Origin of the sequence: Streptomyces sp. NPDC006487, assembly GCF_042870555.1 — a bacterium.
Classification (GTDB): Bacteria; Actinomycetota; Actinomycetes; order Streptomycetales; family Streptomycetaceae; genus Streptomyces.
Map to the genome: position 1 here is coordinate 31,179 of NZ_JBIAHN010000020.1, position 25,163 is coordinate 56,341.

Genomic DNA, 25,163 nt, shown 5'->3' on the forward strand with positions numbered 1-25,163 from the left:
GGGGCCATGCAATACGAACTGAACTTCTCCGCGGCGGACTTGGCACAGACCCGCTTCGCGGTATCCCCGATGTGGGAGGTCGTCACCAGCTTCCGGCTGCTGAACGCGGAGACCGATCCGCCGCTGCACGGTCGCTGGGCCGCCCAGGTGCGGCCCCGGCTGCTGAGGGCGGGCCTGGACCGGGGCTGGCTCGCCGCCCTGATCCCGGGAGGCGGCTACCTCGCCGACTTCCTCAACCCGACCCCGGCCGGCCCCTTCCCGGAGCTGGACGCCGAGCTGGCGGCCATCCGCCGCAGCAGCCCGGAGAACGTGCGCGCCGACCTGGCGACGATCGCGATGAAGGACCGCCCGGCGGGGCGCCTGAGGCTGCTCCACGAGGACCCCGGAGCCGTACTGGAGAAGGTCGCCGACGAGATCCAGGCCTACTGGGAACTCGCGCTCGCACCCTACTGGCCCCGGATCCGCCAGCTCCTCGAAGCCGACGTGTTCCACCGGGCCCGGCAGGTCGCCGAGCACGGCTCCGCGCACGTGCTCAACGAGCTCCACGAAACCGTCAGTTGGGACGCGGGCACCCTGCGCATGGTGCGCCGGGCCTGCGCGCTGACCCGAGCCCAGACCGGCCCCGGACTGCTGCTGGTGCCCTCGGCCTTCGCCTGGCCCCGGGTCCTGACCCGATCGGTGGCCCCCGATCCGCTCCAACTGGCCTATCCGGCCCGGGGGATCGGCACCCTCTGGGAGCCCCGTGCCACCAAGGCCACCGACGCGGTGGCCGCCGTACTGGGCCGCTCCCGGACCCTGCTGCTCGCCGAACTCGACACCCCGGCCTCCACCACCCAACTGGCCCGGCACAGCGGCCTGTCCGCCGCCGCGGTCTCCCAGCACCTCACGGCGCTGCGCGACGCGGGCCTGGTCACCGGCCACCGAGCCGGCCGCTCGGTGCTGTACGCCCGGACGGCCATCGCGGACGCGCTGCTCACGCCGGTGGGGTGAGCGCCGCCACGGGGTGACGACGACCTCGTCGGGGCCGCGCAGTCCGCCCGGTGGCTGTACGGGCGGACCGCGCGAAGGTGTGCCGGGGCAAGGGACGGCCTAGTCGAACCAGCGGTCCCGGGCCAGCTCCGCCGTCCGCGACGGGTCCTCCAGCAGGGCCGCCACCTCGAAGCGGCGCGGCCACTGGCCGGCCGCCCAGGCGAGGGCCGCCGCGACGCCCTCCAGGGTGGAGGCGTGCAGGGTGCCGTCCGGGGTGCGGCGCCAGTCCAGCTCGATGCCGCCGGCCAGGAGTTCCTCGTGCTCCACGTAGCTCTTCGGGGTGGCCGGGCCCAGGAGCTGGTGCACCGATTCGGGGACCTCGTGCTCCTCGCCCTCGGTGGTGACCTCCGCCGGGACCGTCTCGGAGAGGCGCCGGACCTGGAACAGCTCCGCCAGGTCGGCGGCCCGGGAGGGGGCCACGGGCAGCAGCGGGAGCCCGGCCGTCAGCGGGAGCAGGTCGGGGGCGTCCGCGATCAGCGCCTCGGCCGCGTCCACCACGACCACCTCGCCGTCCACGACCGCGCGCAGCTCGTCGGGCAGGGTGACCTGTTCGGGGTCCAGCTCGGCCAGTGCCCCGTACAGGCCGTGCAGTTGACGTCCGCCGACCTCCCGGTCCGGGTCGGCGAGACGGCCCAGCAGCTCGGCGGCGCCGCCCGGCTCCTCCAGCAGGGCGGGCACGGTGGTGCGTACGCCCAGGGCCCGCAGGACCTGCTCGTCCTCGAAGCCGGTGGCGTCCGCCGGGGTGTAGAGGCCCGCCAGCAGCGGGTCGCCGCCCGCCGAGCGCAGGCCGGCCGGGCGGCGGCCGTCCAGGACCGGGTGGTCGCGCAGCCACCAGGCGGTGTACGAGCGCACGGAGCGCGTGGTGCCGTCCGGGAGCAGGACCCGCACCGGCTGGGTCAGGGCGTCGCGCAGCGGGGGCTGGGCCAGCATGGCCAGGGCCTGGGGCCAGCGGTCGTCGTCGACCAGGTCGAGGTCCCGTACGGCGACCAGCTCGGTGGCGACCGGCGGCACCGGGGTGTCGGGGAGCTGGTCCAGGAGGTCCTCGCACCACACGTCGACGGCGTCGAGCAGACCGGCGTCGTCGGGCTCGGCGAAGTCCCCGTCGCGGGGCTCCAGTTCGTCGGGGTCCAGGACCACGTCGGTGGCGCGGACCAGCTGGAAGGTGGCGAGGACGCCCACGGCGGTGAGGGTCCGCTCGTCCCAGCGCTCCGCCAACTCGGCGTCCACGTAGGGGATCTCGTCCTCGCGGACCACGGAGGCCAGCGGGGAGCCGGGCAGCAGCAGCTCACCGGCCGGGGTCGGCTCGCCGTCCTCGTCGGGCAGGGCGAGCGCGCCCAGCCACGGCTCGTCGCCGGGGGACAGCTCGGCGTCCCGGACCAGGCCGAGGACGATGTCGGCCAGTTCCTCGGGGTCGAGGGCGTCCTCGTCCCAGATCTCCCCGGCGTCCAGGGAGGCCGCGACGGCCGCCCGCACCTGCGGGGTGGTCAGGACGGCGCGCGGGCTGGCCGGGAGCGCGCCGAGCTTCTCCAGCAGCGGGTGCACCGCGTCGGGGTGGGCCACCTTGAGGCCGAGCCGGGCCAGGGCCTCGGGGCTGCCCGACCGCGGGGCGTCCGCGCCGGGCAGCAGCAGGTGCCGGGGCCCGATCGCGGTGCGGCCGTCGGCCAGCGGCACGGGGAGGCCGGAGAGCCGGTCCGGGTCGACCCCGGCGAGGCTGTCGTAGAGCCGGTACCACCATTCCGGGGTCCGCTCGATGCCCGCGATCCGCTCGATGGCCTCGCCCAGCGGCAGCCGGCCCACGCCCAGGGTGCGCAGTTCGGGGCGGCGCTCCAGCCCGGCCGGGAGCAGGGTCGGCAGCACCTCCGCGAGGACCCGTACGGTGTCGGCGCCCGCGCCCTCCACGACCTCGGCCTCGAAGGGGCGCAGGGCGGCCCGCTCCCTGCCGTCTTCGGTGTTCTCGGTGTTCTCGGTGTTCTCGGTGTTCTCGGCGGGCACTGCGGGCGCGAGGAAGGCCGTACGGGGCAGGCGCGTGATGATGGCTGCGCGCAGGGCCCCGTCGAGCTCGCCCTTGCCGAGCGGTCCGGGTACGAGGTCCACGAGCGCGGTGCTCACCGGCTCCCAGGAGCCCAGCAGTTCGGCGTAGGCGCCGGCCGCGCGCTCCACGAGGAAGTCGGTCAGCGGCCCCGGCGCGGGGTGCCGGCGGGTGGTGTCCAGCGGCAGGGTCGCGATGAGCAGCGCGGGGATGCCGAGCGGTTCGTCGGTCGGGGTCGGCGCGTGCACCACGGCGGCGGTCACGGGGCGGACCGGGGCGCCTTCGGCGTCGACGGGCACGGACCAGGACACCGCCCAGACGGGCCGCAGCCGTTCCTCGACGGGCCGGTCGGCGAGCAGCGCCTTCTCGATGGGACCGGAGTGGCGGACGGTGCGCCAGTGCTTGGTGTCCGAGGCGGAGTCGGTGATGACGGTGTACGGGCCTTCGGTGCGGCGCGTCAGCGTCCGCACGCCCCCGGTGGGGGTGTCCACGACGACCTCGGCGAGGCCCGGCAGGGTCAGCAGCAGGGCGTCGTCCACGGCGGCGAGCAGCCGCCCGGCCAGCTCCTCGGCGGCGGCGTCGCGCAGCGGGAGGACCACGACGGTGTCGTAGCCCTCGGGCGCGGTCCCCTCGGCGGGCAGCGGGAGGCGCAGCAGCGGGACGTGGCCGTCGCGGCGGCGCAGCTCCTCGCCGAGTCCGGAGCTGCCGACGGACGCGCCCCGGGCCAGCTCGCGGGCCTCGGCCAGGGACCAGCGCACGCCGCCGTGCCGGCCGAGGACGGCGGGCTCGTCGGAGACGGCCAGGACGGCGGCGAAGCCGACGCCGAAGCGGCCGACGCTCCCGGAGGAGTCGTCGCGCTTGGCGGAGGCGCGCAGCGTGGACAGCGATTCCACGCCGGTGGCGTCGAGCGGGGAGCCGGTGTTGGAGACGGCGAGCAGCGCGTGCCCGTCGGGCTGGTCGGTGCCCGCGTGCAGGGTGAGCCGCAGCCGGCCGGGGACCCCGGCGCGGGCGGCCGCGTCGGCGGCGTTCTGCGCGAGTTCGACGACGAGCCGGTCGCGGTAGCCGCCGAGCGCCAGGTCCTCCTCGGCGTTGGCGTCCTCGCGGAAGCGGGCCGGGCCGGCGCCCCAGGCGTCGAGCACCCCGCGCCGCAGCCGGGCCGTGCCGAAGGGGTCCACGCCGTCCTGGGCCGCCGTCACTCGCACGCTCACGCTGCTGCCTCCAAGCTGCACTGCGATGTACCGCGCCGTACCGCGTACCGCGCCGTACGGCATCCGCGGAACACCGGATGCCGAGGCCCTGAAGGTATCGCGTGCGTCGAGCGGCTCCGCAAACGAACCGGCTTCAGGCAGACTTCAGGAGTCGGTATCGCACTGCTATTTGTGAGGATTGCGCATGATCACGCTCACCAAGGAAGACGGCCCCGCGGACCTGGGCGGCGTAACCCACCTGTCCATCGGGGTCTCGTGGGACCCCACCGTGGGCAGCAGCGGCGGCCTGATGGGCAAGTTCAAGCGGAAGATCGGGACCGACCTGGACCTGATCGCGATCGCGATGCAGGGGTCGGACCCGGTCCGCCTCGCGGGTCTCGACTCCCTGGACCCCATGGGCAACGGCTCGCTGCTGCACAGCGGGGACAACCAGACCGGCCACGGCGAGGGCGACGACGAGACGGTGACCGTCGAGTTCGCCCGGATACCGGGCAACGTGACGTCCATCGTCTTCGTCGCCGCCGCGTACAAGAAGGGCAGCTCCTTCCAGAGCGCCCGCAACATCAGCTTCAAGGTGTACGACGGCACCGGTGGCAGCACCCAGCAGGTCGCGGACATCTGGCCGAGCCTGCTCGGTACGGACAACGGCTGCGCCGTGGCGAAGGCGATCCGGGACGGGGCCGGCTGGAAGCTCCAGGTCATCAACGAGACCGGGAAGATCAAGCCGGGCGACGAGCAGGCCCTGATGCGCTTCGCCGTGGCGAAGTAGTCCCGAGGAGCGGACTACTCCTTCCCGACGAGGTGTGCGAACACCACGACGTTGGCGTCCCAGTGGCGGTCCTTGGTGAGGTTGCCGCCGCAGGTGATGACGCGGAGCTCGGCCTTGCCGTGGGTGTCCCCGTAGACCTTGTCGGTCGGGAACCGGTCCTTCTTGAACGTGTCGACCTCGTCCACGGCGAAGACGGCGGTGGAGCCGTCGTCGCGGTGGACCTCGATCTTCTCGTCCTTCTTCAGCTTCTTGAGGTTGTAGAAGACGGCCTCGGGGGTCTGGGGCGTGTCCATGTGCCCGACGATGGCGGCCGCGCCCTTCTCCCCGGGGGTCGGGCCCTCCTTGTACCAGGCCGCGTCCTGGGGCTTGTCGAAGTCGGGCTCCTTCATGACGCCCCGGGCGTCGAGTCCGACGGTGTCGAGCGGGGCGTCGACCTTGATGTCCGGGATCACGATGCGGTCCGGGACGGAGGCGTTCAGCACCGAGGCGGCCTTGGCGTCGGCCGGGTCGTTCTTGGCCGGGGTGCCTCCGGTGTCGCCGCCGGAGCCGCAGGAAGTGATCAGGAAGGCCGTGAGGCCGGCGGCGCCCGCCAGGGCGGCCGTGCGCAGGGCGCGGCCGCTCCGGCGGGGGGCGCGTACCGGGGTGGACCGCTCAGCCATGGTTCGCGGCGTCCGAGGGGACCCAGCCGAGCGGGGCCTGGCCGGTGTTCACGGAACCCTTGGGGGTCTTGTGGTGGCTCGGGTCGACCGGCTTCGGCTTCGGGGTCGGGTTGACCGGGCCGGTGGCGTCGGTGGAGAACTTGACGGTGTCGAACTTCTTGCCGCCCGCGTAGGCCTCGACGCCGTAGTAGCCGGACTTGACGTCCTTGGCGACGACCGCGGTGCCGGTCCAGACGCCCTTGCCGTTGCTCTTCAGGTCGACCTGGCCGCCGAAGGCGTCGGACTTGACGAACGCGCTCTTCTCGTTCGCCGCGGTCTTGATGGTGACCTGGATCTTGTCGCCCGGCTTGCCGTGGTCCTGGGACAGGCTCAGCGTGGAGGCGGTCGGCGTGGGGGTCGGCGTCGGGGTGGGCTTGCCGTCCTTGACCGTGATCTGGGCGGTGGCCTGGAGCTTCTTGCCGTCGGGGCCCGTGCCGGTGAGGGAGACGCCGTAGTTGCCGTCGGCGACCTTGGCGATCGTGGCGGTGGCGCCGCGCCCGTCGGTCATCTTGACGTCGTTCAGGGCCTTGGAAGAGATGGACAGGTTCGTCGAGCCGTCCGGGACCTCCATCGACATCTGGACGGAGTCGCCCGGCTTGCCGGAGGAGACCGACAGCTTCAGGGCCACCGGGGCCGCCTCGGGGCTCGCGCTGCTGTGCGCGGTCGGAACGGAGTCGGCGGCGAACGCGACGGCGGGGGCTGCCAGGGCCATCGACGAGGCGAGGGCGATGGCCGAGAAGGTGAGTGCCTTGCGCATGGGGTTCCTCCTGAACGGGCCGGGGTTCGTTCCCGGCACACCAGACATGAGGGACATCCTGGGGCGGTCGGTTGCAGCGCTCGGAGGGGTCGGGAAGGGCCCCTGCCGAAGGTCCCGGGGCATGAAACCGCAGGCGGCGGAGGGGGTGGGGATCTTCCGTTTGCGGACTCTTTGCCCCGATTTTTGGGACCAAGGTCCCCGAGGTCCGGGACGTACGGCGGACTTCGTCCTTCAGGGGTCGTTCAGGACCGCCTCAGAACTGACTCAGGACTGACCCGGCACCGACCCGGCACCGACCCGGGACTCCGTCGGGCCGGGGCGGACAACGCGGAGCCCCCGGTGACGAGGTGTCACCGGGGGCTCGGGAGCGTGTCGGACGGGATCGGACCGTGTGGGGCCGGGTTGGTCAGAGGGCTTCGATCACGAAGTCCACGCAGGCGGTGAGCGCCTGCACGTCCGCCGGGTCGATCGCCGGGAACATCGCGATACGGAGCTGGTTGCGGCCGAGCTTGCGGTAGGGCTCGGTGTCCACGATGCCGTTGGCGCGCAGCACCTTGGCGACCGCCGCCGCGTCGATGTCGTCCGAGAAGTCGATCGTGCCGATGACGGCCGAGCGCTTGGCGGAGTCCGCGACGAAGGGGCTGGCGTACTTCGACGCCTCGGCCCAGCCGTACAGGTGGGCCGCGCTGGCCGACGTACGGCCGGTCGTGAACTCCAGACCGCCCTGGCTGTTCATCCACTCCAGCTGCTGGTCCAGCAGGAAGAGGGTGGAGAGCGCAGGGGTGTTGTACGTCTGGTTCTTCAGCGAGTTGTCGATCGCCGTCGGCAGCGAGAAGAACTCCGGGATGTGCCGGCCGGAGGCGTGCACGCGGGCCGCGCGCTCCAGGGCCGCCGGGGAGAACGCCGCCAGCCACAGGCCGCCGTCGGAGGCGAAGGACTTCTGCGGGGCGAAGTAGTAGACGTCGGTCTCGGTGATGTCCACCGGCAGGCCGCCGGCGCCCGAGGTCGCGTCCACCAGGACGAGGGAACCCTCATCGGCTCCCGCGACGCGCTTGATCGGCGCCGCGACACCCGTCGAGGTCTCGTTGTGGGTGTACGCGTACACGTCCACGCCCGCCTCGGCCACCGGGTCCGGGTGGGTGCCCGGGTCGGAGGAGATCACCGACGGCGCGTCCAGCCACGGCGCGGACTTCGCGGCGCTGGCGAACTTGGAGGAGAACTCACCGAAGGTGAGGTGCTGCGACTTCCGCTCGATGAGACCGGCGGTCGCGATGTCCCAGAAGGCGGTGGAGCCGCCGTTGCCCAGGATCACCTCGTAGCCCTCGGGGAGGGAGAAGAGGTCCCGGAGGCCCTGGCGAACCGATCCGACCAGGTTCTTGACCGGAGCCTGGCGGTGGGAGGTTCCGAGCAGGGAGGTACCGGTGGCGGCGAGGGCGTCCAGCGCCTCGGTCCGCACCTTGGAGGGGCCCGCGCCGAAGCGTCCGTCGGCGGGCTTGATGTCAGCGGGAATCTGGATCTCGGCCACGAGCCGAGCGTATCGGGTACGGGTCCACGCCTTGGAGCCGCGTCCACCCGATGAGATGACGCGGGTGGATGCGAGCCGCCGGGAGACCGGCGGGAGGCGGTGGGAAGCTGTCCGCCGTGACGTCACCCGGTGAACTCGAACGGACCTTGCACGAGAACCTGCGCGGAGAGGTCGACTTCGGCGCCGCCGCCCGCGCCCTGACGACGATGGACGCCTCGAACTACCGCCGCGTCCCGGTCGGTGTGGTGGCCCCGCGCGACGCCGAGGACGTGGCAGCCGCGCTCGCGGTGTGCGCCGCGGCCGGGGTCCCCGTCGTCCCGCGCGGCGGCGGCACCTCCATCGCGGGCCAGGCGACGGGCGTCGGCGTCGTCCTCGACCTCACCCGGCACATGAACGCCCTGCTCTCCCTGGACCCGGCCGCCCGCACCGCCGTGGTCCAGCCCGGCCTGGTCCTCGACCGGCTGCGCGACGCGGCCCGCCCGCACGGGCTGACCTTCGGCCCGGACCCCTCCACCCACTCCCGGTGCACGCTCGGCGGCATGATCGGCAACAACGCCTGCGGGGCCCACTCGGTGGCCTGGGGAACCACCGCCGACAACGTCGCCGAGCTGTCGGTCACGGCGTACGGCGGCGCCTCCCACCGGCTCGGCACCGGCTGGGAGGGCGCGCCGGCCGGGCTGCGCGAGCTGGTGTCGGGAAACCTGGCCGCGCTGCGCACCGGCATGGCCGGCGGCTTCTCGCGGCGGATCTCCGGCTACGGGGGCCTGGACGCGCTGCTCCCCGAGCGGGGCACCGAGGTGGCCCGGGCGTTCTGCGGGAGCGAGGGCACGCTCGGCGTGGTGACCGAGGCCCTGGTACGGCTCGTGGAGCTGCCGGCCGCCCCGGCGCTGGCCGTCCTCGGGTACGCCGACGAGAGCGCGGCCGCGGAGGCCGCGGTGGGGCTGCTGCCGCACGGGCCGCTGACCGTGGAGGGGATGGCGGCCGACCTGGTCGGCCCGGCGGCCGCCGGGCTCCCGCGGGGCGGGGCGTGGCTGTTCGCCGAGATGCGCGACGAGGGCGCGGCCCGGGCCCTGCTCCGGGCCTCCGACACGCTGGACGCCCTGTTGCTCACCGACCCGGCGGCGCAGCGGGCCCTGTGGCGGATCCGCGAGGACGCGGCGGGCACGGCCACCCGGATGCCCGACGGGACCATGGCCTGGCCGGGCTGGGAGGACTGCGCGGTACCGCCCGCCCGGCTCGGCTCCTACCTGCGGGAATTCCGGGCCCTGCTGGCGGAGCACGGGCTGCGCGGATCCCCGTACGGCCACTTCGGCGAGGGCTGCGTCCACGTGCGGATCGACTTCGACCTGGTGACGCCGCCGGGTGTGGCCCGCTTCCGGGCCTTCTCCTCGGACCTCGCCGACCTGGTGGTCGCACACGGGGGCTCCCTGTCCGGGGAGCACGGGGACGGGCAGGCGCGGGCGGAGCTGCTGCCGCGGATGTACGGGCCTTCGGTGATCGGCCTCTTCGAGTCCTACAAGCGGCTCTGGGACCCGGCGGGCGGCATGAACCCCGGCATCCTGGTCCGTCCCGCACGCCTCGACGAGAACCTCCGCTTCTCCTCCCTCCCGCCGTCCCTGCCCTTCGCGGGGGAGGTCGCGCGGTGCGTCGGCGTCGCGAAGTGCCGGTCGACGGAGGTCGGGGGGCCGGGGGTGATGTGCCCCTCGTACCGGGCCACGGGGGAGGAACGCCACTCCACGCGGGGACGGGCCCGGCTGCTCCACGAGATGCTGGCCGGGGAGATCGTGACCGGCGGCTGGCGCTCCGCGGAGGTCGCCGAGGCACTGGACCTCTGCCTCGGCTGCAAGGGCTGCCGCAGCGACTGCCCGGTGGGGGTCGACATGGCCTCCTACAAGGCGGAGTTCCTCCACCACCACTGGGCGGGCCGGCTGCGCCCGCTCGCCCACTACGCCCTGGGCGGGTTGCCGGCCTGGCTCCGCATGATCGCCGCGCTGCGGCTGGCCCGCCCCCTGAACCTGGTGTCCCGCTTCCTCCGGGTCCCGGGCCTGGAGCGGTCCCGGCCCCTTCCCCGGCTCGCCCCGACCCCGTTCACCCGCGGGTGGCGCGCACCGGCCCGCTCCGCGGAGGGAGGCCCCCTGCCCGCCCTTCGCCCGTTCCCCGGGGCTGCGCTGAATCCAGCCCCTCCGGCGTTTGAGGAGCCGGGGTCCGGGGGCCGGCCCCCGGGTACGGCGCCGCACGCGGCAACGGGTCCGGGCGAAGCCCGGGGAACGGGCGAAGGGCGGGTGGGGGACCCCGCCCCGCAGGGCACGTCCGGGTCCGGGATCGCTCCCGTCGTGACGGTGTGGCCGGACACGTTCACGGAGTACCTCGCGCCCGAGGCCGGCCACGCCGCGGTCCGGGTCCTGCGGGCCGCCGGCCTGGAGCCCGCACTGCCGCAGGGGCGCGTCTGCTGCGGGCTGACCTACATCTCCACCGGCCGCCTGGACGCCGCGCGCAGGGTCCTGCGCCGCACCCTGGACGCCGTGGGCGACCCGCGGGGACCCGTCACCGTCCTCGAACCGAGCTGTGCGGCGGCGCTCCGCAGCGATCTGCCCGCCCTCCTCCCGGAGGACCCCCGCGCACCCCGTCTCGCAGCGGCCGTACGAACCTTCGCCGAGACCCTGGAGGAGTACGCCCCGCACTGGCAGCCGCCCCGCCTGGACCGGCCCGTCGCCGGCCAGACCCACTGCCACCAGCACGCCGTCCTCGGCGACGCCGCCGACCGCCGGCTGCGCGAGCGCGCCGGGCTGACGGGGGAGCTCAGCGGCGGCTGCTGCGGCCTCGCGGGCAACTTCGGCTTCGAGCCGGGCCACCACGAAGTCTCCGTGGCCTGCGCCGAGGAACAGCTCCTGCCGTCGCTGCGGACGGCCGCCGCGGGCACCGAGGTGCTGGCGGACGGGTTCTCCTGCCGGACCCAGATCGCGCAGCTCGCCTGCGGCCGGGCCCGGCACCTGGCGGAGGTCTTGGCGGAGGGCCTGGCGGAGGGCCCGGCGGAACCGGACGTACACCGGATGTAAGGCAAAACACGGACGCACGCTCCTTACGAACCCCCTAATCTGGATAAATGCCCGCACCCTCCTCACCCACGAGCACCGCCACGAGCACCGCCGCGCCCACCGAGCCCTCGCACGCCACGGCAACCACCACGGCCCCCGCCCCCGCGGACGGCTCCTTCAGGGCCCGTTTCGGCCCCGTCGCCCTGGTGGTCACGGCCGGCGTCTCGGTGCAGTTCGGCGCGGCCCTCGCGGTGATGCTCATGCCGCGGGCGGGCGCGGCCGGAGTGGTCACGCTGCGGCTCGCCGGGGCCGCGCTGGTGCTGCTGCTCGTCTGCCGGCCCAAGGTGCGCGGGTACTCCCGCTCCGACTGGTCGACCGTGGTGTGGTTCGGCGTGGCCATGGCCGGCATGAACGGGTTCATTTACCAGGCCATCGACCGCATCCCCATGGGCCCCGCCGTCACCCTCGAGGTGCTGGGCCCGCTGGTGCTCTCCGTCGTGGTCTCCCGCCGCCCGATCAACCTGCTGTGGGCCGGGCTGGCACTGGCCGGAGTGGTCCTGCTGTCCACCCACGGCGGAGGCGGGCTCGGCGGGCTCGACCCGCTGGGCGTGGCCTTCGCCCTCGCGGCGGGCGGCATGTGGGCGGCGTACATCGTGTTCAGCGCGCGGACCGGCCGCCGGTTCCCGCAGGCCGACGGGCTGGCGCTGGCGATGGCCGTGGCCGCCGTACTGTCCCTGCCGCTCGGCGTGATCGAGGCCGGCTCGGCCCTGCTGCGCCCCAGCACCCTGCTCCTGGGCCTCGGCGTGGCGCTGCTGTCCTCGGTCCTGCCCTACACGCTGGAACTGCTCGCCCTGCGCAGGCTCCCGGCGCCGACCTTCGCGATCCTGATGAGCCTGGAGCCCGCGATCGCCGCGATGGCCGGGTTCCTGATCCTGAACCAGGCGCTGTCGGCGCTCGACGCGGCGGCGATCGCGCTGGTCATCGTGGCGAGCATGGGTGCGGTCCGCTCGCAGACCCGACCGCGGAACGTTTCCGGTGCTCAGGCCGTCGTCGAAGGGGCCGGCGCGGGCAGGAACTGATCGTAGAAGCCGGCCTTGAGCCGCAGTGCCCGCTCCTCGGTCTCCCTGAACCCGTCCGCCCCCGCCGTCCCGCCCGCCGCGTCCCTTCGGCCGAGGAGTTCGGTCACCCGGGCGGCCAGCCGGTCGGAGTGGGTGTCGGACAGCATGGACACGGTCGCGAGCGAATGCGTCTTCGCGTCGTGGACCAGGTGCGGGTGGTAGAAGCGCGAACGGTTGCGGCCGCCTCCCTCGCTCGTGAACAGCGGCCCCATCCGTTCCCAGAGCCGCCCGTACTCGACGGAGACCAGCACCTCGCCCCAGAAGCGGAGGAAGGTCAGCAGCCGCAGGTCGGCGTCGGCATGGCCGCCCGCCTCCGCGATCAGTTCGAGGGTGTCGGTGATGGCGCGCTTCGTCGCGGCCGTGGGCCTCGACGCCACCAGGGCCTCCCTGGACACTCCGAGCCGGCTCAGGTCCTCCGTCATGTCCTCGCGGTGCGAGGGCGTGTGCCCCGTGGCGCCCGGGTACTCCTCGCGCAGGATGATCCGGGCGATCCGCAGCCCCTCCTCGTCGCGCAGCAGGTCGATGGCCAGGTCGTAGGACGGGGTGAACGCGAGCGATACGAAGCGCCGCTGGAGCAGGAGCGCCGTGAAGTCCTCGTCGGGCAGCCGGCCGATGTTCGCCAGGACCGGATGCTCCTCGAACCGCTCGATCAGCCCGTTCTCGAAGCCGTCCAGCTCGTGGAGCCCGTCGAGTCCGTGCGGCCCGTCCTGCCGGCCCGGAGCGCCCAAGTCGTGCATGGCCGTACCTTTCCGTGGTTCTGGTTCTGGTTCTCGTTCCGGTTCTGGTTCTGGGGCTGGAGGTGAACCGGGATCCGGATCACCAGCTGATGTTTCTGAGCGACTCGCGCCAGTCGGCCAAGGCCACGTCGCGGCCGATCGACCACAACGTGTCCAGTTCCCGCTGGACCTGCCGGCCCATCGTCGTGTCACAGCCGTCGATCTCGGTCTGGGCGGAGTTGATCGCGAGCTGGCGGTGCAGGAACGAACTGACCAGAAAGTGCTCGTCGGCCTTGTGCACGGCAATGGACGGCAGGGAGTTGTAGACCCGCACGCTGAGCAGCGGCCGGCCCGCCGGCCCGACCGCCCTGTGCAGCTCCGCGAGGCCGGCCAGGCACATCTCCACCCGGGCCTTCACGTCCAGCGCGAGGGCGGGGTCCCGTACGGAACGCAGTGCCTCGTCGCGCAGTCCCGCCACGGGCGAGGACGGGTACAGGAGCATGATGCGCACCGGGACCCCGTGGTCCACCAGTGCCTTCTCCAGCGCGGGCTGGAGGTGTTCCAGGTTGGGGATGAAGGTCTGCAGGATGGCCACCTCCTGGGTGGCGCCCTCCACGAACGCGTTGAACTGCACGTCGGGGAACTCCGCGTGCACCCGGATCACGCCGAGGTAGTTCTCCTGCTTGAGCTGCTGCGCGACGGTGTCGATGTCCAGCTTGGCGAGCTGCGCCTGGAAGCTGCCGTCGAGCCGGGCGACCTCCGTCCGGAGGGTCTCGTCGAGCCGGGTGACCTGCGCCTCGACCACGTCGAGCTTGCGCAGGCGGTCGATCTCCAGCAGGAGGAACACGGTGACCGTGCTCAGGATGAGCAGGGTGACCTTGGGGAGCGCGCCGCCGGGAGCGAGTGCGTCGAGCCACCCGAGGAGGTCCGCGATCAGGACCACGACGCCCGATGTGGACATCAGGGCCAGCGCGATCCGTTCCACCCGATAGCGAACGTCGACACTCATGTCGCTCCAGCCCCCGTGCCCGGTACCCCGTACCTCGTGCCTCGTGCCCGTCGTGGTCGGCGATGACGTTATACCGACTCCCGGCGGTCCAGGGAGGTTTGAGTGGCGCCTGGGGGTGTGTGGGACGAGTTCAGGCCACCCGCCGGTCCGGTCAGTTCCAGGTGATGTCGCCGGCCGGCAGGGGCGTCACGTCGGCGTGCTGGACGTTCGCCTCGACGCGGGTCGTCCCGGTCGGCCAGTCCGCGGCCCAGGCGGAGAGCGAGAAGCCGGAGTCGGAGGCAGAACCAGGGGCGGAGCCCGCGGCGGAACCCGAGACGGAGCCCGAGCCGGGGGAGTCCCCGTCCGGGAAGTCCTGGCCCCAGCCGCTGGCCATGGCCACGCCCAGCGCGAGGGCGCTCAGGGCGGCCGTCGCGAAGTACATCCGACGAGTCGTCATGCGGGGAGCATCCCAGCCGCACGCCCCGGAGGGAAGGCCTCATCTGCACCGGTCCGTGGCCCCGCTGTCACCCCTGCCCGTCGGTGCTCGTGTCCGTGTTCCCAGCGGTCCCGCAGCTCTCGGCCGCCCCGCGGTCCCCCTCCGTCGCGTGGCTCCCAGCCGTCGCGTGGCTCCCAGCCGTCCCGTAGCGCGCCGCCGTCGCGGCGGCCGCCGCTCCGATGCGCCGGCGCAGGGAGGGCGGGGCGAGCACCTCCGCCTCCGCGCCGAGCTCCAGGAACTGCGCCTCCGCGCGGTCCTGCGACTCGATCGGCAAGGCCGCCCGTGTCCACCCGGGCAGTCCGGGGTCCGGGGTCCCGGTGGCGGCCAGGGCCCTGGCCTGGACACCGGTCAGCCGGGCGGCAGCGCGCGGGGAGACCCGTACCTCCGCCTCCTCGGGGTACAGCCGCTCGTGGAACTCCGCCTGGCTGAGCCGCCAGTGGGCGGCCAGCTCGAAGCCGTCGGGGAGCGCGCATTCCTCGCCGGTCTCCCGTACCGCCAGGATCTGGTCCACGCGGTAGGTGCGCGGGGGCGCTGTGGGGCCCGCCGTGCCCGCCGTTCCCGCCGTTCCCGCCGTCTCTGCCGTCTCTGCCGTCCCTGCCGTCCCTGCCGTGCCCGCGACCAGGTACCAGCGCCCCGCCTTCAGGACCAGGCCGTACGGGGCCAGCCGCCGGTCCACCTCGTGGGGTGCCTTCCAGCGCCGGTAGCGGACCTCGACGACCCGCCCCCGCCACACCGCGTCGGCGATCCGCCCCAGGTGCGGGGTCTCCTCGTGTTCCGCGTACCAGCCGGGGGCGTCCAGGTGGAACCGCAGCCGCATCCGGTCGGACTGCGCGCGCAGCTCCGCGGGCAGGGCGGCGCGCAGCTTCAGCTGGGCGGTGGACAGGGCACGGCCGAGGCCGAGTTCGGCGGCGGGACCCGGCATCGAAGTGAGGAAGAGGGCCTCCGCCTCGCCCGGGGCCAGCCCGGTGAGGCGGGTGCGGTACCCGTCGAGGAGCTGGTAGCCGCCGCTGTGCCCGGCGTCGCCGTACAGCGGGACACCGGCGGCGGCCAGGGCCTCCGCGTCGCGGTAGACCGTACGGACCGACACCTCCAGCTCCTCGGCGAGCTCGGCGGCGGTCATGCGGCCGCGCGTCTGGAGCAGGAGCAGGATCGAGAGCAGCCGACTGGACTTCACTGACAGATGATGTCAGTGAAGTGCTCCTACGGTTCCCCCATCAGCGCAGAGGACCGCAGAGAACCGCAGAGAACTACCGAGAACCGCAGAGAACCGCGGACAAACAGTTGTTGGGGAGACCGCACATGAACGACTTCGACTTCCTCGTCGGGACCTGGGACGTGTCCAATCGGTGGCTCGCCGACTTCCTGGACGCGGACAGCGGCTGGGAGGCGTTTCCGGCGGTGTCCCGGGCCACCCGCCACTTCGACGGCGCCGCGAACTTCGACGAGATCGAGTTCCCGACCAAGGGGTTCGCGGGGCTGACCCTGCGGCTCTACGAGCCCGGGCGCGAGCAGTGGACTCTCAACTGGGCCGGCCGCCGGACCGGAATGCTCTTCCCGCCCGTCACCGGACGGTTCGATCCGGCCACGGGGACGGGCGTCTTCGAGGGCGAGGACACCTACGGGGGCAAGGACGTCCTGGTGCGGTTCGTGTGGTCGCGTACGGACACGGACTCCCCGCGCTGGGAGCAGTTCTTCTCGGCCGACGGGGCCGAGAGCTGGATCCACAACTGGACGATGGACTTCAGCCGCCGGGCGGCCGGCACCGCTGCTTGATCTCCTCTGCCGCCCGCGTGTCAGAGGAGTCCGAGGGGCCCGAGCGCCGAGGTCAGTCCGCTCGGCCGCTGCTCGACGGGAAGGTGCTCGACCAGCCGGACGGGGCACCCCAGCGCCGCGGCCCCCGTATCGGCGACGGCGTCGTCGCCGACCATGAGCACGTCCGCGGGTGCCGCTCCGAGCGCTTCGCAGGCGACCCGGAACAGGCGGGGATCGGGCTTCTGGATCCCGTGCTCGAAGGAGAGCACGTACGCGTCGACGAACCGGTCGAAGCCGTGGGCGCGGAACACGGGCCGCAGGTCCCAGCCGATGTTGCTGACGACGGCGACGGGTACACCCCGCTCGCGCAGGGCGGCGAGCGTGGCCCCGGTATCGGGGTAGGGCCGCCAGGCCGCGGGGATCCGGTGGCGCTCGTAGAGGGCGTCGGCCAGCTCCGCGGAGGGCAGCGGCACCTCGCGGGTGAGCGCGGTGTAGGCGGCCCGGTGCTGCTCGGGGCTCAGGTCCCGCTCCCGCCACAGCGGCTCCAGCCGGGCCGGCAGCCGCCGCGGCGAGGCGCCGCCCGGCAGGGCGCCGGCTTCTTCCAGCAGGGCGGCGCAGGCGGCGAGTTCGGCCTCGGGCAGGTCGATTCCGGCGTCCGTCACGACCGCGCGCAGCCAGTCCTCGGTGGGCTCGATGCGCAAGAGGGTGCCGGAGAAGTCGAACATCACGGCTTTGACGGAGCCCGCGGGCATGCCCGGTTCCCCGACGGCACCGCTGCCGACCTTCCCGGCCGTGCCGCTGTCCCCGACCACGTGGATCTCCCTGCTGTTGCGTTCGGCCATGACGTGGATCCTCGCCGCGGGCCAGCGCCCCGCGCAAGCCTGCCCGCAGGCCCGGACGGATGCTCCAAATTCCCGGCCATCGACCCCCGTTCACCTCCTCAACAAATAATGCAAGCACGCTTGATTGTTTTCATGCGGGCTGCCACGCTTCCCCTCACGCCGAGAAGGGGAGCGCACCCGTGCCCGATCCGTCCGCTGTCGAGAACGTCTTCGCCGTCTTCGCCGATCTCCGCGAGGAAGGCCGGGAACTCGACGCTCTGGTAGGTGAGTTGCCCGCCCCCGACTGGGCGAGGCCCACGCCCGCGCCCGGCTGGAGCGTCGCGCACCAGATCGCCCACCTGCACTGGACCGACCGGGCCTCGCTGCTCGCCGTCACCGACGCCACCGCCTTCGCGGGGCTGGTCGAGGAGGCCCTGAAGGCCCCCGACTCCTTCGTCGACGCGGGCGCCGAGGAGGGTGCCGCACTGGCTCCCGACGAGCTGCTCGCCCGTTGGCGGGGCGGCCGCACCGCACTCGACGAGGCCCTCGCCGCGGCCTCGCCCGACGCCAAGTTCCCCTGGTACGGGCCGCCGATGAAGGCCGCCTCGATGGCGAGCGCCCGCCTGATGGAGACCTGGGCCCACGGCCAGGACGTCGCCGACGCGCTCGGGGTGCGCCGCGTACCGACGGCCCGGCTGCGGCACGTGGCGCGGATCGGAGTGCGGGCGCGCGATTACGCGTACGCGGTACGGGGACTGCCGGCGCCGGCCGGGGAGTTCCGGGTCGAGCTGACGGCTCCGGGAGCCCGCGCCGAGGTGTGGACGTACGGCCCCGAGGACGCGCCGCAGCGGGTCACCGGCCCGGCGCTCGACTTCTGCCTGCTGGTGACCCAGCGCGCCCACCGCGCCGACCTGTCCCTGACGGCGTCCGGTCCCGACGCCGACCGCTGGCTCGACATCGCCCAGGCCTTCGCAGGCCCCGCGGGGCCGGGGCGCGCACCGGAGGCCTCCCGGTGACCCGGCGCCCCCTGCTGATCGGCAACGCGTCGGGCTTCTACGGCGACCGCTTCGACGCCCTGCGCGAGATGCTGACGGACGGCCCCCTCGACGTACTGACCGGGGACTACCTCGCCGAGCTGACCATGCTGATCCTCGGCCGCGACCGGCTGAAGAACCCGGAACTCGGCTACGCCAAAACCTTCCTGCGCCAGCTGGAGGAGTGCCTGGGCCTCGCCCACGAGCGGGGTGTACGGATCGTCGTGAACGCGGGCGGCCTGAACCCGGCGGGACTCGCCGGAGCGGTACGCGCGCTGGCCGCGAAGCTGTCCGTCCCCGTCTCGGTCGCGCACGTGGAGGGCGACGACCTGATGGCGGCCCCGCGGTCGTACCCGATGCCGTCCGCGGAGGGCGCGCTGACCGCGAACGCCTACCTCGGCGGCGCCGGGATCACGGCCTGCCTGCGGACGGGCGCGGACGTGGTGGTGACCGGCCGGGTCACCGACGCGGCCCTGGTGAGCGGGCCCGCGGCATGGTGGTTCGACTGGGCGCCGGACGACCACGACCGGCTGGCCGGGGCGGTGGTGGCGGGCCACGTACTGGAGTGCGGCACCCAGGCCACGGGCGGCAACTACGCCTTCTTCACCCGGCACGACGTGTCCCGGCCGGGGTTCCCGCTGGCGGAGATCGCGCAGGACGGCTCGTCGGTCATCACGAAGCATCCGGGCACGGGCGGAGTCGTCTCCGTCGGTACGGTCACGGCGCAACTCCTCTACGAAACCCAGGGAGTCCGCTACCTCGGCCCCGACGTCACGGCCCGCCTGGACACGGTCCGGCTGACCCAGGCAGGCCCCGACCGGGTGGCGGTCTCGGGCACCCGCGGGGAAGCCCCGCCCGCCACCCTCAAAGTGGGCGCGACCCGCATCGGCGGCTGGCGCAACGAGGTCGTCTTCGTCCTGACGGGCCTGGACGTCGACGCGAAGGCGGCGCTGGTGCGGGAGCAGCTGGCCGCGCTGCTCGAGCCGGTGGAGTCCGTCTCCTGGACGCTGTCCCGTACGGACCACGCGGACGCGCAGACGGAGGAGACCGCGAGCGCGCTGCTCCGCCTGGTCGTCCGCGACCCGTCCCCCGACCGGGTGGGCCGTGCGCTGACCTCGGCGGCCATCGAGCTGGCCCTGTCCAGCTACCCGGGCTTCCACGTCACGGCCCCTCCGTCCCCGGCCCAGCCGTACGGAGTCTTCGACTCGACCACGGTCCCCTCGGGCGAGGTCCCGCACACCGCAGTCCTCGCGGACGGCACCCGCCTGTCGGTACGCGCGGACCACGATCCCGCGGGGCGTCTCCCCTCCCCGCCCTTCCCCCCTTCCCCGGACTCCGCCCAGACCCGCGTCTCGAACGCCGGCGGGGCTGAAGGACCGCCTCGAACGCCGGCGGGGCCGGATTTCCCCGGAGGCGCCGCAAGCCCGGCCCCGTCTGCACACCCGGCCCCACCGGCGTTCGAGGCCCGGGGACCCGGGGGCCCGGGGGCGCAGCCCCCGGTTTCGAGAAGGGGCGGAGCGGGGGACAGCCCCGCAGATCCCACCACCCAGGAGCCGCAGCTCGCGACCGCGCCGCAGCCGCAGCCGCCCACCACCCGCGAGCCGCGGCCTTCCGTCGCCCCCGACCCGACGGGGCCCACCACCTCCACCCGCCGGGTGCCGCTCGGCACCATCGCCGGGGCCCGCAGCGGAGACAAGGGCGGGGACGCCAACGTCGGGGTGTGGGTCGAGACCGGCCCCGCCTGGGAGTGGCTGCGCACCACCCTCACCGTGGAAGCCTTCAAGGCGCTGCTCCCCGAGACGGCCCCCCTGGGAGTGACCCGCGCCGAGCTCCCGAACCTCCGCTCCGTCAACTTCACCGTCACCCGGATCCTCGGCGACGGCGTGGCCTCCGGCCACCGCTTCGACCCCCAGGCCAAGGCCCTCGGCGAATGGCTCCGCTCGCGCCACGTGGACATCCCCGAAGCCCTGCTGCACCCGCCTGCGGAGGAGCCCCCGCCCGCGCTGCCGCACCCGACTGCGGAGGAGCCCCCGCCGGCGGTGCCGCACCCGCCCGTGGAGCCCCCCGCAGCGATGCCGCAACCTCCCGCGGAGCCCCCCGTACCCACCACCGCCCCGGAGGGGACCCCGTGACCCGCCTCAAGAGCGCCGTCGACCCGCTCGCCCCCGAGCACGCGCAGGCCCGTACCGCCGCCCTGGAACGGCTCGCCGAGCTCGATGCCGCGCACGCCACCGCGCTCGCCGGCGGCGGCGAGAAGTACACCGCCCGCCACAGGACCCGCGGCAAGCTCCTCGCCCGCGAGCGCGTCGAGCTGCTCCTCGACCCGGACACCCCCTTCCTGGAGCTGTCCCCGCTCGCCGCCTGGGGCAGCGACTATCCGGTCGGCGCCTCCATGGTCACCGGCATCGGCACGGTCGAGGGCGTCGAATGCCTGGTCACCGCCAACGACCCCACGGTCCGCGGCGGTGCCTCCAACCCCTGGACGCTCAAAAAGGCGCTCCGCGCCAACGAAATCGCCCGGCAGAACAGACTGCCCTGCATCAGCCTCGTCGAGTCCGGCGGCGCCGATCTCCCCTCCCAGAAGGAGATCTTCATCCCGGGCGGCGCCATCTTCCGCGACCTCACCCGGCTCTCCGCCGACGGCATCCCCACCGTCGCCGTCGTCTTCGGCAATTCCACCGCCGGAGGCGCGTACATCCCCGGCATGTCCGACCACACCATCATGATCAAGGACCGCTCCAAGGTGTTCCTGGGCGGCCCGCCGCTCGTCAAGATGGCCACCGGTGAGGAGAGCGACGACGAGTCCCTCGGCGGAGCCGACATGCACGCCCGGACCTCCGGCCTCGCCGACTACTACGCCCTCGACGAGCACGACGCCATCCGCCAGGCCCGCCGCGTCGTCGCCCGCCTCAACCACCGCAAGCCCCGGCCCGATCCCGCACGCGCCGAAGAACCCCTCCACGACCCGGAGGAACTCCTCGGCATCGTCCCCGCCGACCTCAAAACCCCCTTCGACCCCCGCGAGGTCATCGCCCGCATCGTCGACGCCTCCGACTTCGACGAGTTCAAGCCCCTCTACGGCACCAGCCTGGTCACCGGCTGGGCGAGCCTGCACGGCTACCCGGTCGGCATCCTCGCCAACGCCCAAGGAGTGCTGTTCAGCGCGGAATCGCAGAAGGCGGCCCAGTTCATCCAGCTCGCCAACCAGCGCGACATCCCGCTCCTCTTCCTCCACAACACCACCGGCTACATGGTCGGCAAGGAGTACGAGCAGGGCGGCATCATCAAGCACGGCTCGATGATGATCAACGCGGTCTCGAACTCGAAGGTCCCCCACCTCTCCGTCCTCATCGGCGCCAGCTACGGCGCCGGCCACTACGGCATGTGCGGCCGCGCCTACGAGCCCCGCTTCCTCTTCGCCTGGCCCAGCGCCAAGTCCGCCGTCATGGGCCCCGCCCAGCTCGCCGGGGTGCTCTCGATCGTCTCCCGGCAGTCGGCCGCGGCGAAGGGCCAGCCCTACGACGAAGAGGCCGACGCCGGCATGCGCGCCTTCGTGGAGGCGCAGATCGAGTCCGAATCCCTGCCGATGTTCCTGTCCGGACGGTTGTACGACGACGGGGTCATCGACCCGCGCGACACCCGGACCATCCTCGGCCTGTGCCTGTCGGCCGTCCACAACGCCCCCGTCGAGGGCGCCCGTGGCGGCTTCGGCGTCTTCCGGATGTGAGCCCCCACATGACCACGACCCCGCACACCACACTGACCTCCCTCCTCGTGGCCAACCGCGGCGAGATCGCCGTCCGCGTCTTCCGCACGGCCCGCGCGCTGGGCCTGGCCACCGTCGCCGTCCACTCCGACCCCGACGCCGACGCCCTGCACGTCCGTACGGCCGACGCGGCCGTACGGCTGCCCGGCGCGGCCCCCGCCGACACCTACCTGCGCGGCGACCTGGTCATCGGGGCCGCCCTCGCGGCGGGCGCCGACGCCGTCCACCCCGGCTACGGGTTCCTCTCCGAGAACGCCGACTTCGCCCGCGCCGTCCGCGCCGCCGGGCTCACCTGGGTCGGCCCGCCGCCCGAGGCCATGGAGGCCATGGCCTCCAAGACCCGCGCCAAGGAACTGATGCGCGCCGCCGGGGTCCCGCTGCTCGACCCCGTCGACCCGCACGCGGCCACCACCGCCGACCTTCCGCTGCTCCTCAAGGCCGCGGCGGGCGGCGGCGGCCGCGGGATGCGAGTGGTCAGGGACCTCGACTCCCTCAAGGAATCCCTCGAAGCCGCCTCCGCCGAGGCCCTGTCCGCCTTCGGCGACGGAGAGGTCTTCGCCGAGCCCTACGTGGAGCGTGGCCGCCACGTCGAGGTGCAGATCCTCGCCGACTCCCACGGCACCGTCTGGGCGCTCGGCACCCGCGACTGCTCCCTCCAGCGGCGCCACCAGAAGGTCATCGAGGAAGCCCCCGCGCCCGGTCTCCCCGAAGCCCTGCGCACCACCCTCCACGAGGCCGCCGTGGCCGCCGCCCGCGCGGTCTCGTACGAGGGCGCGGGCACGGTGGAGTTCCTCGTCACCGCCGACGGCCGCCCGTACTTCCTGGAGATGAACACCCGCCTCCAGGTGGAACACCCCGTCACCGAAGCGGTCTTCGGGATCGACCTCGTCGCCCTGCAGCTGCGGATCGCCGAGGGCACGGCCCTGCCCCTGCACCCTCCCGTCCCCGGCGGACACGCCGTCGAGGCCCGCCTCTACGCCGAGGACCCGGCCCACGACTGGCGTCCGCAGACCGGCGTCCTGCACACCCTCGATGTCCCCTCCACCGTCCGCGTGGACACCGGTTTCGCCGACGGGGACACCGTCTCCATCCACTACGACCCCATGCTCGCCAAGGTCGTCGCCCATGCCCCGACCCGCGCCGAGGCGGTCCGCGCCCTGGCCCACGCCCTCGCCGGAGCCCGGATCCACGGACTGACCACCAACCGCGAGCTCCTCGTACGCTCCCTGCGGCACCCGGAGTTCGAGGCCGCCCGGCTCGACACGGGCTTCTACGAGCGGCACCTGCCCGCCCTCACCGAGACGGCCCCGGACGATCCGGCCCCCGCGCTCTGCGCGCTCGCCGCCGCCCTCGCCGAGGCCGCCCCCGACCCGGACGCCCCCCTCGCCACCCGCCTCGGCGGCTGGCGCAACCTCCGCTCCCAGCCGCAGAGCCGCCGCTACACGGCCGCCGGGACCGAGTACGAAGTCCGCTACCACCCGTCCCGCAGCGGCCTCCCGGAGCTCCTCGACCACCCCGGTGTGCGGATCCTGTCCGCCGGTCGGCACCTGGTGACCCTTGAAGTGGACGGCGTACGGCGGCTGTTCCACGTGAAACAAAAATCGAACACGGCGTACGTGGACTCCGTGCTCGGCTCCCACGCCCTGATCCCCGTCCCCCGGTTCGCGGACCCGCAGGACCGAACCGAGCCGGGCTCCCTGCTCGCCCCCATGCCCGGCACCGTCGTCCGCGTCGCCGAGGGCCTCGCCCCCGGCAGTACCGTCACCGCCGGGCAGCCCCTGCTCTGGCTGGAGGCCATGAAGATGGAGCACCGCATCCTCGCGCCCGCCTCCGGCACGCTCACCGCGCTCCACGCCGTCACCGGCCAACAGGTCGAATTCGGCGCCCTGCTCGCCGTAGTCCAGGAGGAAGCATGAGCTCCACCCCAGGCACCACGACGCTCGAAACCGAAGAACACCGGGCCCTGCGCGCGGCGGTCGCCGCCCTCGGCCGCAAGTACGGACGCGAGTACCTCGCCCGCATCGCCCGCGAGGGCGGCCACCCCGACGAACTGTGGGCGGACGCGGCCAAGCTGGGCTACCTCGGGGTCAACCTCCCCGAGGAGTACGGAGGCGGTGGCGGCGGCATCGCCGAACTGTCCATCGTCCTCGAGGAACTCGGAGCCGCAGGCTGCCCGCTCCTCATGATGGTCGTCTCGCCCGCCATCTGCGGCACGGTCATCGCCCGCTTCGGCACCGAAGCCCAGAAGCAGGCCTGGCTCCCCGGTCTCGCCGACGGCACCCGCACCATGGCCTTCGGCATCACCGAACCCGACGCCGGGTCCAACTCCCACCGCATCACCACCACCGCCCGCCGCGACGGCGACGACTGGGTCCTCACCGGCCGCAAGGTCTTCATCTCCGGCGTGGACATCGCCGACGCCACCCTCATCGTGGGCCGCACGGAAGACGCCCGGACGGGCAGTCTCAAGCCCTGCCTGTTCATCGTCCCCCGCGAGACCCCCGGCTTCGCCCACACCCCCATCGACATGGAACTCCAGGCCGCGGAGAAGCAGTTCGAACTGGTCCTGGAAGACGTACGCCTCCCCTCCTCCGCCCTGGTCGGCGACGAGGACGCCGGCCTGCTCCAGCTCTTCGCGGGCCTCAACCCCGAGCGCGTCATGACCGCCGCCTTCGCCATCGGCATGGGCCGCTACGCCCTCGCCCGGGCCGTCGACTACGCGAAGACCCGCCAGGTCTGGAAGGCCCCCATCGGCGCCCACCAGGCCATAGCGCACCCCCTGGCAGCCGCCCACATCGACCTCGAACTGGCCCGCCTGATGATGCAGAAGGCGGCCCGCCTCTACGATGACGGCGACGACATGGGCGCGGGCGAGGCCGCCAACATGGCGAAGTACGCGGCGGGGGAGGCGTGCGTCCGGGCGGTGGACCAGTCCGTCCACACCCTGGGCGGCAACGGCCTCACCCGCGAATACGGCCTCGCCGCGCTGATCGTCGCCTCCCGGGTGGCCCGGATCGCCCCGGTCAGCCGCGAGATGATCCTCAACTTCATCTCCCACCAGACCCTGGGCCTCCCCAAGTCCTACTGATTCCTTTCTGACGCGCCGCTCGCCTGGCTCGGCCCTGGCGGGCCTCCCCGGCTTCGCACCGCTGCGCCGGACTCCGCCCGGCGGTGGCTGGTCGGTGCCGCTGCCGCCTGATGCGGGGGCCGGTGGGCGGGTGCGGGTGGGTTGGCCCTGCGGGGCCGGGTCCCCTACCCACCCTTCGCCCGTTCCCGGGCTGCGCCCGGACCCCTTGCCGGGTGCGGCGCCGTTGCCGGGGGCCGGCCCCCGGACCCCCGCTCCTCAAACGCCGGAGGGGCTGGGTACCGAAGGGCGGGTAGGGGAACTCCGCCCGCGCAGCGGCAGGGGAGCAGCGGGGACT

At 73.6% G+C, this 25,163-nt stretch carries 19 protein-coding genes; 10 read left to right on the forward strand and 9 right to left on the reverse strand.

Annotated elements, in window-relative coordinates:
• The first annotated feature begins 6 nt into the window (after window positions 1-6).
• The gene (locus ACFYM0_RS31305) at window positions 7-990 is read left to right on the forward strand and encodes a DUF5937 family protein (RefSeq protein WP_388507180.1); all 984 of its coding nucleotides are present in this window, start codon (window positions 7-9) and stop codon (window positions 988-990) included.
• 99 nt (window positions 991-1,089) lie between these two features.
• On the opposite strand, the gene ACFYM0_RS31310 is transcribed toward ACFYM0_RS31305, so the two are convergent.
• Complete coding sequence (locus ACFYM0_RS31310; protein ID WP_388507182.1) at window positions 1,090-4,329, reverse strand: sacsin N-terminal ATP-binding-like domain-containing protein; 3,240 nt, start codon at window positions 4,327-4,329, stop codon at window positions 1,090-1,092.
• 121 nt (window positions 4,330-4,450) lie between these two features.
• Between ACFYM0_RS31310 and ACFYM0_RS31315 the strand changes: the two genes are divergently transcribed.
• Window positions 4,451-5,035, forward strand: coding sequence for a TerD family protein (locus ACFYM0_RS31315; protein WP_383943495.1), 585 nt, complete (start codon window positions 4,451-4,453; stop codon window positions 5,033-5,035).
• 14 nt (window positions 5,036-5,049) lie between these two features.
• Here the strand turns inward: ACFYM0_RS31315 and ACFYM0_RS31320 are convergent, their stop codons facing one another.
• The 3 genes from ACFYM0_RS31320 to serC form a co-directional block, all read right to left on the reverse strand.
• Window positions 5,050-5,694 carry a class F sortase gene (locus ACFYM0_RS31320; RefSeq protein WP_388507184.1) on the reverse strand — a complete coding sequence of 215 codons (645 nt, stop codon included), beginning with the start codon at window positions 5,692-5,694 and terminating at the stop codon, window positions 5,050-5,052.
• On the reverse strand, window positions 5,687-6,490 hold the full coding sequence (locus tag ACFYM0_RS31325; protein ID WP_388507186.1) for a hypothetical protein: 804 nt from the start codon (window positions 6,488-6,490) through the stop codon (window positions 5,687-5,689). Before ACFYM0_RS31325 ends, ACFYM0_RS31320 begins: the two co-directional genes overlap by 8 nt.
• Before the next feature lie 406 nt (window positions 6,491-6,896).
• Window positions 6,897-8,015, reverse strand: coding sequence for a phosphoserine transaminase (serC, locus tag ACFYM0_RS31330; protein WP_388507188.1), 1,119 nt, complete (start codon window positions 8,013-8,015; stop codon window positions 6,897-6,899).
• A gap of 68 nt (window positions 8,016-8,083) precedes the next feature.
• Between serC and ACFYM0_RS31335 the strand changes: the two genes are divergently transcribed.
• Window positions 8,084-11,071, forward strand: a complete 2,988-nt coding sequence (locus tag ACFYM0_RS31335) for an FAD-binding and (Fe-S)-binding domain-containing protein (protein WP_388507190.1) — start codon at window positions 8,084-8,086, stop codon at window positions 11,069-11,071.
• Between the two features lie 47 nt (window positions 11,072-11,118).
• On the forward strand, window positions 11,119-12,129 hold the full coding sequence (locus ACFYM0_RS31340) for a DMT family transporter (RefSeq protein ID WP_388507192.1): 1,011 nt from the start codon (window positions 11,119-11,121) through the stop codon (window positions 12,127-12,129).
• Here the strand turns inward: ACFYM0_RS31340 and ACFYM0_RS31345 are convergent.
• From ACFYM0_RS31345 to ACFYM0_RS31360, 4 genes are all read right to left on the reverse strand, one after another.
• Complete coding sequence (locus ACFYM0_RS31345; RefSeq protein ID WP_388507194.1) at window positions 12,090-12,905, reverse strand: hypothetical protein; 816 nt, start codon at window positions 12,903-12,905, stop codon at window positions 12,090-12,092. The two genes, ACFYM0_RS31340 and ACFYM0_RS31345, sit on opposite strands and share 40 nt — an antisense overlap.
• Window positions 12,906-12,984: 79 nt before the next feature.
• On the reverse strand, window positions 12,985-13,893 hold the full coding sequence (locus ACFYM0_RS31350) for a hypothetical protein (protein WP_388507195.1): 909 nt from the start codon (window positions 13,891-13,893) through the stop codon (window positions 12,985-12,987).
• Between the two features lie 151 nt (window positions 13,894-14,044).
• The gene (locus tag ACFYM0_RS31355) at window positions 14,045-14,329 is read right to left on the reverse strand and encodes a hypothetical protein (RefSeq protein WP_388507197.1); all 285 of its coding nucleotides are present in this window, start codon (window positions 14,327-14,329) and stop codon (window positions 14,045-14,047) included.
• Window positions 14,330-14,396: 67 nt separating this feature from the next.
• Window positions 14,397-15,542, reverse strand: coding sequence for a helix-turn-helix transcriptional regulator (locus tag ACFYM0_RS31360; protein ID WP_388507198.1), 1,146 nt, complete (start codon window positions 15,540-15,542; stop codon window positions 14,397-14,399).
• Window positions 15,543-15,667: 125 nt separating this feature from the next.
• Here ACFYM0_RS31360 and ACFYM0_RS31365 point away from each other — a divergent pair, with 125 nt between their 5' ends.
• A complete protein-coding gene (locus ACFYM0_RS31365) occupies window positions 15,668-16,141 on the forward strand; it encodes a hypothetical protein (RefSeq protein ID WP_388507199.1) in 474 nt (157 codons plus the stop codon).
• Window positions 16,142-16,161: 20 nt separating this feature from the next.
• Here ACFYM0_RS31365 and ACFYM0_RS31370 read toward each other — a convergent pair whose 3' ends face one another.
• Entirely contained in the window at window positions 16,162-16,872 is a 711-nt protein-coding gene (locus tag ACFYM0_RS31370) for an HAD family hydrolase (protein ID WP_388507398.1), read from the reverse strand.
• Window positions 16,873-17,141: 269 nt separating this feature from the next.
• On the opposite strand from ACFYM0_RS31370, the gene ACFYM0_RS31375 reads away from it, so the two are divergent.
• The 5 genes from ACFYM0_RS31375 to ACFYM0_RS31395 all read left to right on the forward strand — a co-directional run bounded on the left by ACFYM0_RS31375 (window position 17,142) and on the right by ACFYM0_RS31395 (window position 24,829).
• The gene (locus tag ACFYM0_RS31375; protein ID WP_388507201.1) at window positions 17,142-17,957 is read left to right on the forward strand and encodes a TIGR03084 family metal-binding protein; all 816 of its coding nucleotides are present in this window, start codon (window positions 17,142-17,144) and stop codon (window positions 17,955-17,957) included.
• A gap of 68 nt (window positions 17,958-18,025) precedes the next feature.
• Complete coding sequence (locus ACFYM0_RS31380; protein WP_388507400.1) at window positions 18,026-20,107, forward strand: acyclic terpene utilization AtuA family protein; 2,082 nt, start codon at window positions 18,026-18,028, stop codon at window positions 20,105-20,107.
• The gene (locus tag ACFYM0_RS31385) at window positions 20,104-21,702 is read left to right on the forward strand and encodes an acyl-CoA carboxylase subunit beta (protein ID WP_388507202.1); all 1,599 of its coding nucleotides are present in this window, start codon (window positions 20,104-20,106) and stop codon (window positions 21,700-21,702) included. The genes ACFYM0_RS31380 and ACFYM0_RS31385 overlap by 4 nt, the downstream gene beginning before the upstream one ends.
• 8 nt (window positions 21,703-21,710) lie before the next feature.
• Window positions 21,711-23,657 carry an acetyl/propionyl/methylcrotonyl-CoA carboxylase subunit alpha gene (locus ACFYM0_RS31390; RefSeq protein WP_388507204.1) on the forward strand — a complete coding sequence of 649 codons (1,947 nt, stop codon included), beginning with the start codon at window positions 21,711-21,713 and terminating at the stop codon, window positions 23,655-23,657.
• Window positions 23,654-24,829: an acyl-CoA dehydrogenase family protein gene (locus tag ACFYM0_RS31395; protein ID WP_388507206.1), complete on the forward strand. Its 1,176-nt coding sequence runs from the start codon at window positions 23,654-23,656 to the stop codon at window positions 24,827-24,829. The genes ACFYM0_RS31390 and ACFYM0_RS31395 overlap by 4 nt, the downstream gene beginning before the upstream one ends.
• The last annotated feature ends 334 nt before the right edge of the window (window positions 24,830-25,163 follow it).

Coding starts and splice junctions, on each gene's coding strand:
- ACFYM0_RS31305 (WP_388507180.1), top strand. CDS start 7: ATGCAATACGAACTGAACTTCTCCGCGGCGGACTTGGCACAGACCCGC.
- ACFYM0_RS31310 (WP_388507182.1), bottom strand. CDS start 4,329: ATGCCGTACGGCGCGGTACGCGGTACGGCGCGGTACATCGCAGTGCAG.
- ACFYM0_RS31315 (WP_383943495.1), top strand. CDS start 4,451: ATGATCACGCTCACCAAGGAAGACGGCCCCGCGGACCTGGGCGGCGTA.
- ACFYM0_RS31320 (WP_388507184.1), bottom strand. CDS start 5,694: ATGGCTGAGCGGTCCACCCCGGTACGCGCCCCCCGCCGGAGCGGCCGC.
- ACFYM0_RS31325 (WP_388507186.1), bottom strand. CDS start 6,490: ATGCGCAAGGCACTCACCTTCTCGGCCATCGCCCTCGCCTCGTCGATG.
- ACFYM0_RS31335 (WP_388507190.1), top strand. CDS start 8,084: ATGCGAGCCGCCGGGAGACCGGCGGGAGGCGGTGGGAAGCTGTCCGCC.
- ACFYM0_RS31340 (WP_388507192.1), top strand. CDS start 11,119: ATGCCCGCACCCTCCTCACCCACGAGCACCGCCACGAGCACCGCCGCG.
- ACFYM0_RS31345 (WP_388507194.1), bottom strand. CDS start 12,905: ATGCACGACTTGGGCGCTCCGGGCCGGCAGGACGGGCCGCACGGACTC.
- ACFYM0_RS31350 (WP_388507195.1), bottom strand. CDS start 13,893: ATGAGTGTCGACGTTCGCTATCGGGTGGAACGGATCGCGCTGGCCCTG.
- ACFYM0_RS31355 (WP_388507197.1), bottom strand. CDS start 14,329: ATGACGACTCGTCGGATGTACTTCGCGACGGCCGCCCTGAGCGCCCTC.
- ACFYM0_RS31365 (WP_388507199.1), top strand. CDS start 15,668: ATGAACGACTTCGACTTCCTCGTCGGGACCTGGGACGTGTCCAATCGG.
- ACFYM0_RS31370 (WP_388507398.1), bottom strand. CDS start 16,872: ATGCCCGCGGGCTCCGTCAAAGCCGTGATGTTCGACTTCTCCGGCACC.
- ACFYM0_RS31380 (WP_388507400.1), top strand. CDS start 18,026: ATGCTGACGGACGGCCCCCTCGACGTACTGACCGGGGACTACCTCGCC.
- ACFYM0_RS31390 (WP_388507204.1), top strand. CDS start 21,711: ATGACCACGACCCCGCACACCACACTGACCTCCCTCCTCGTGGCCAAC.
- ACFYM0_RS31395 (WP_388507206.1), top strand. CDS start 23,654: ATGAGCTCCACCCCAGGCACCACGACGCTCGAAACCGAAGAACACCGG.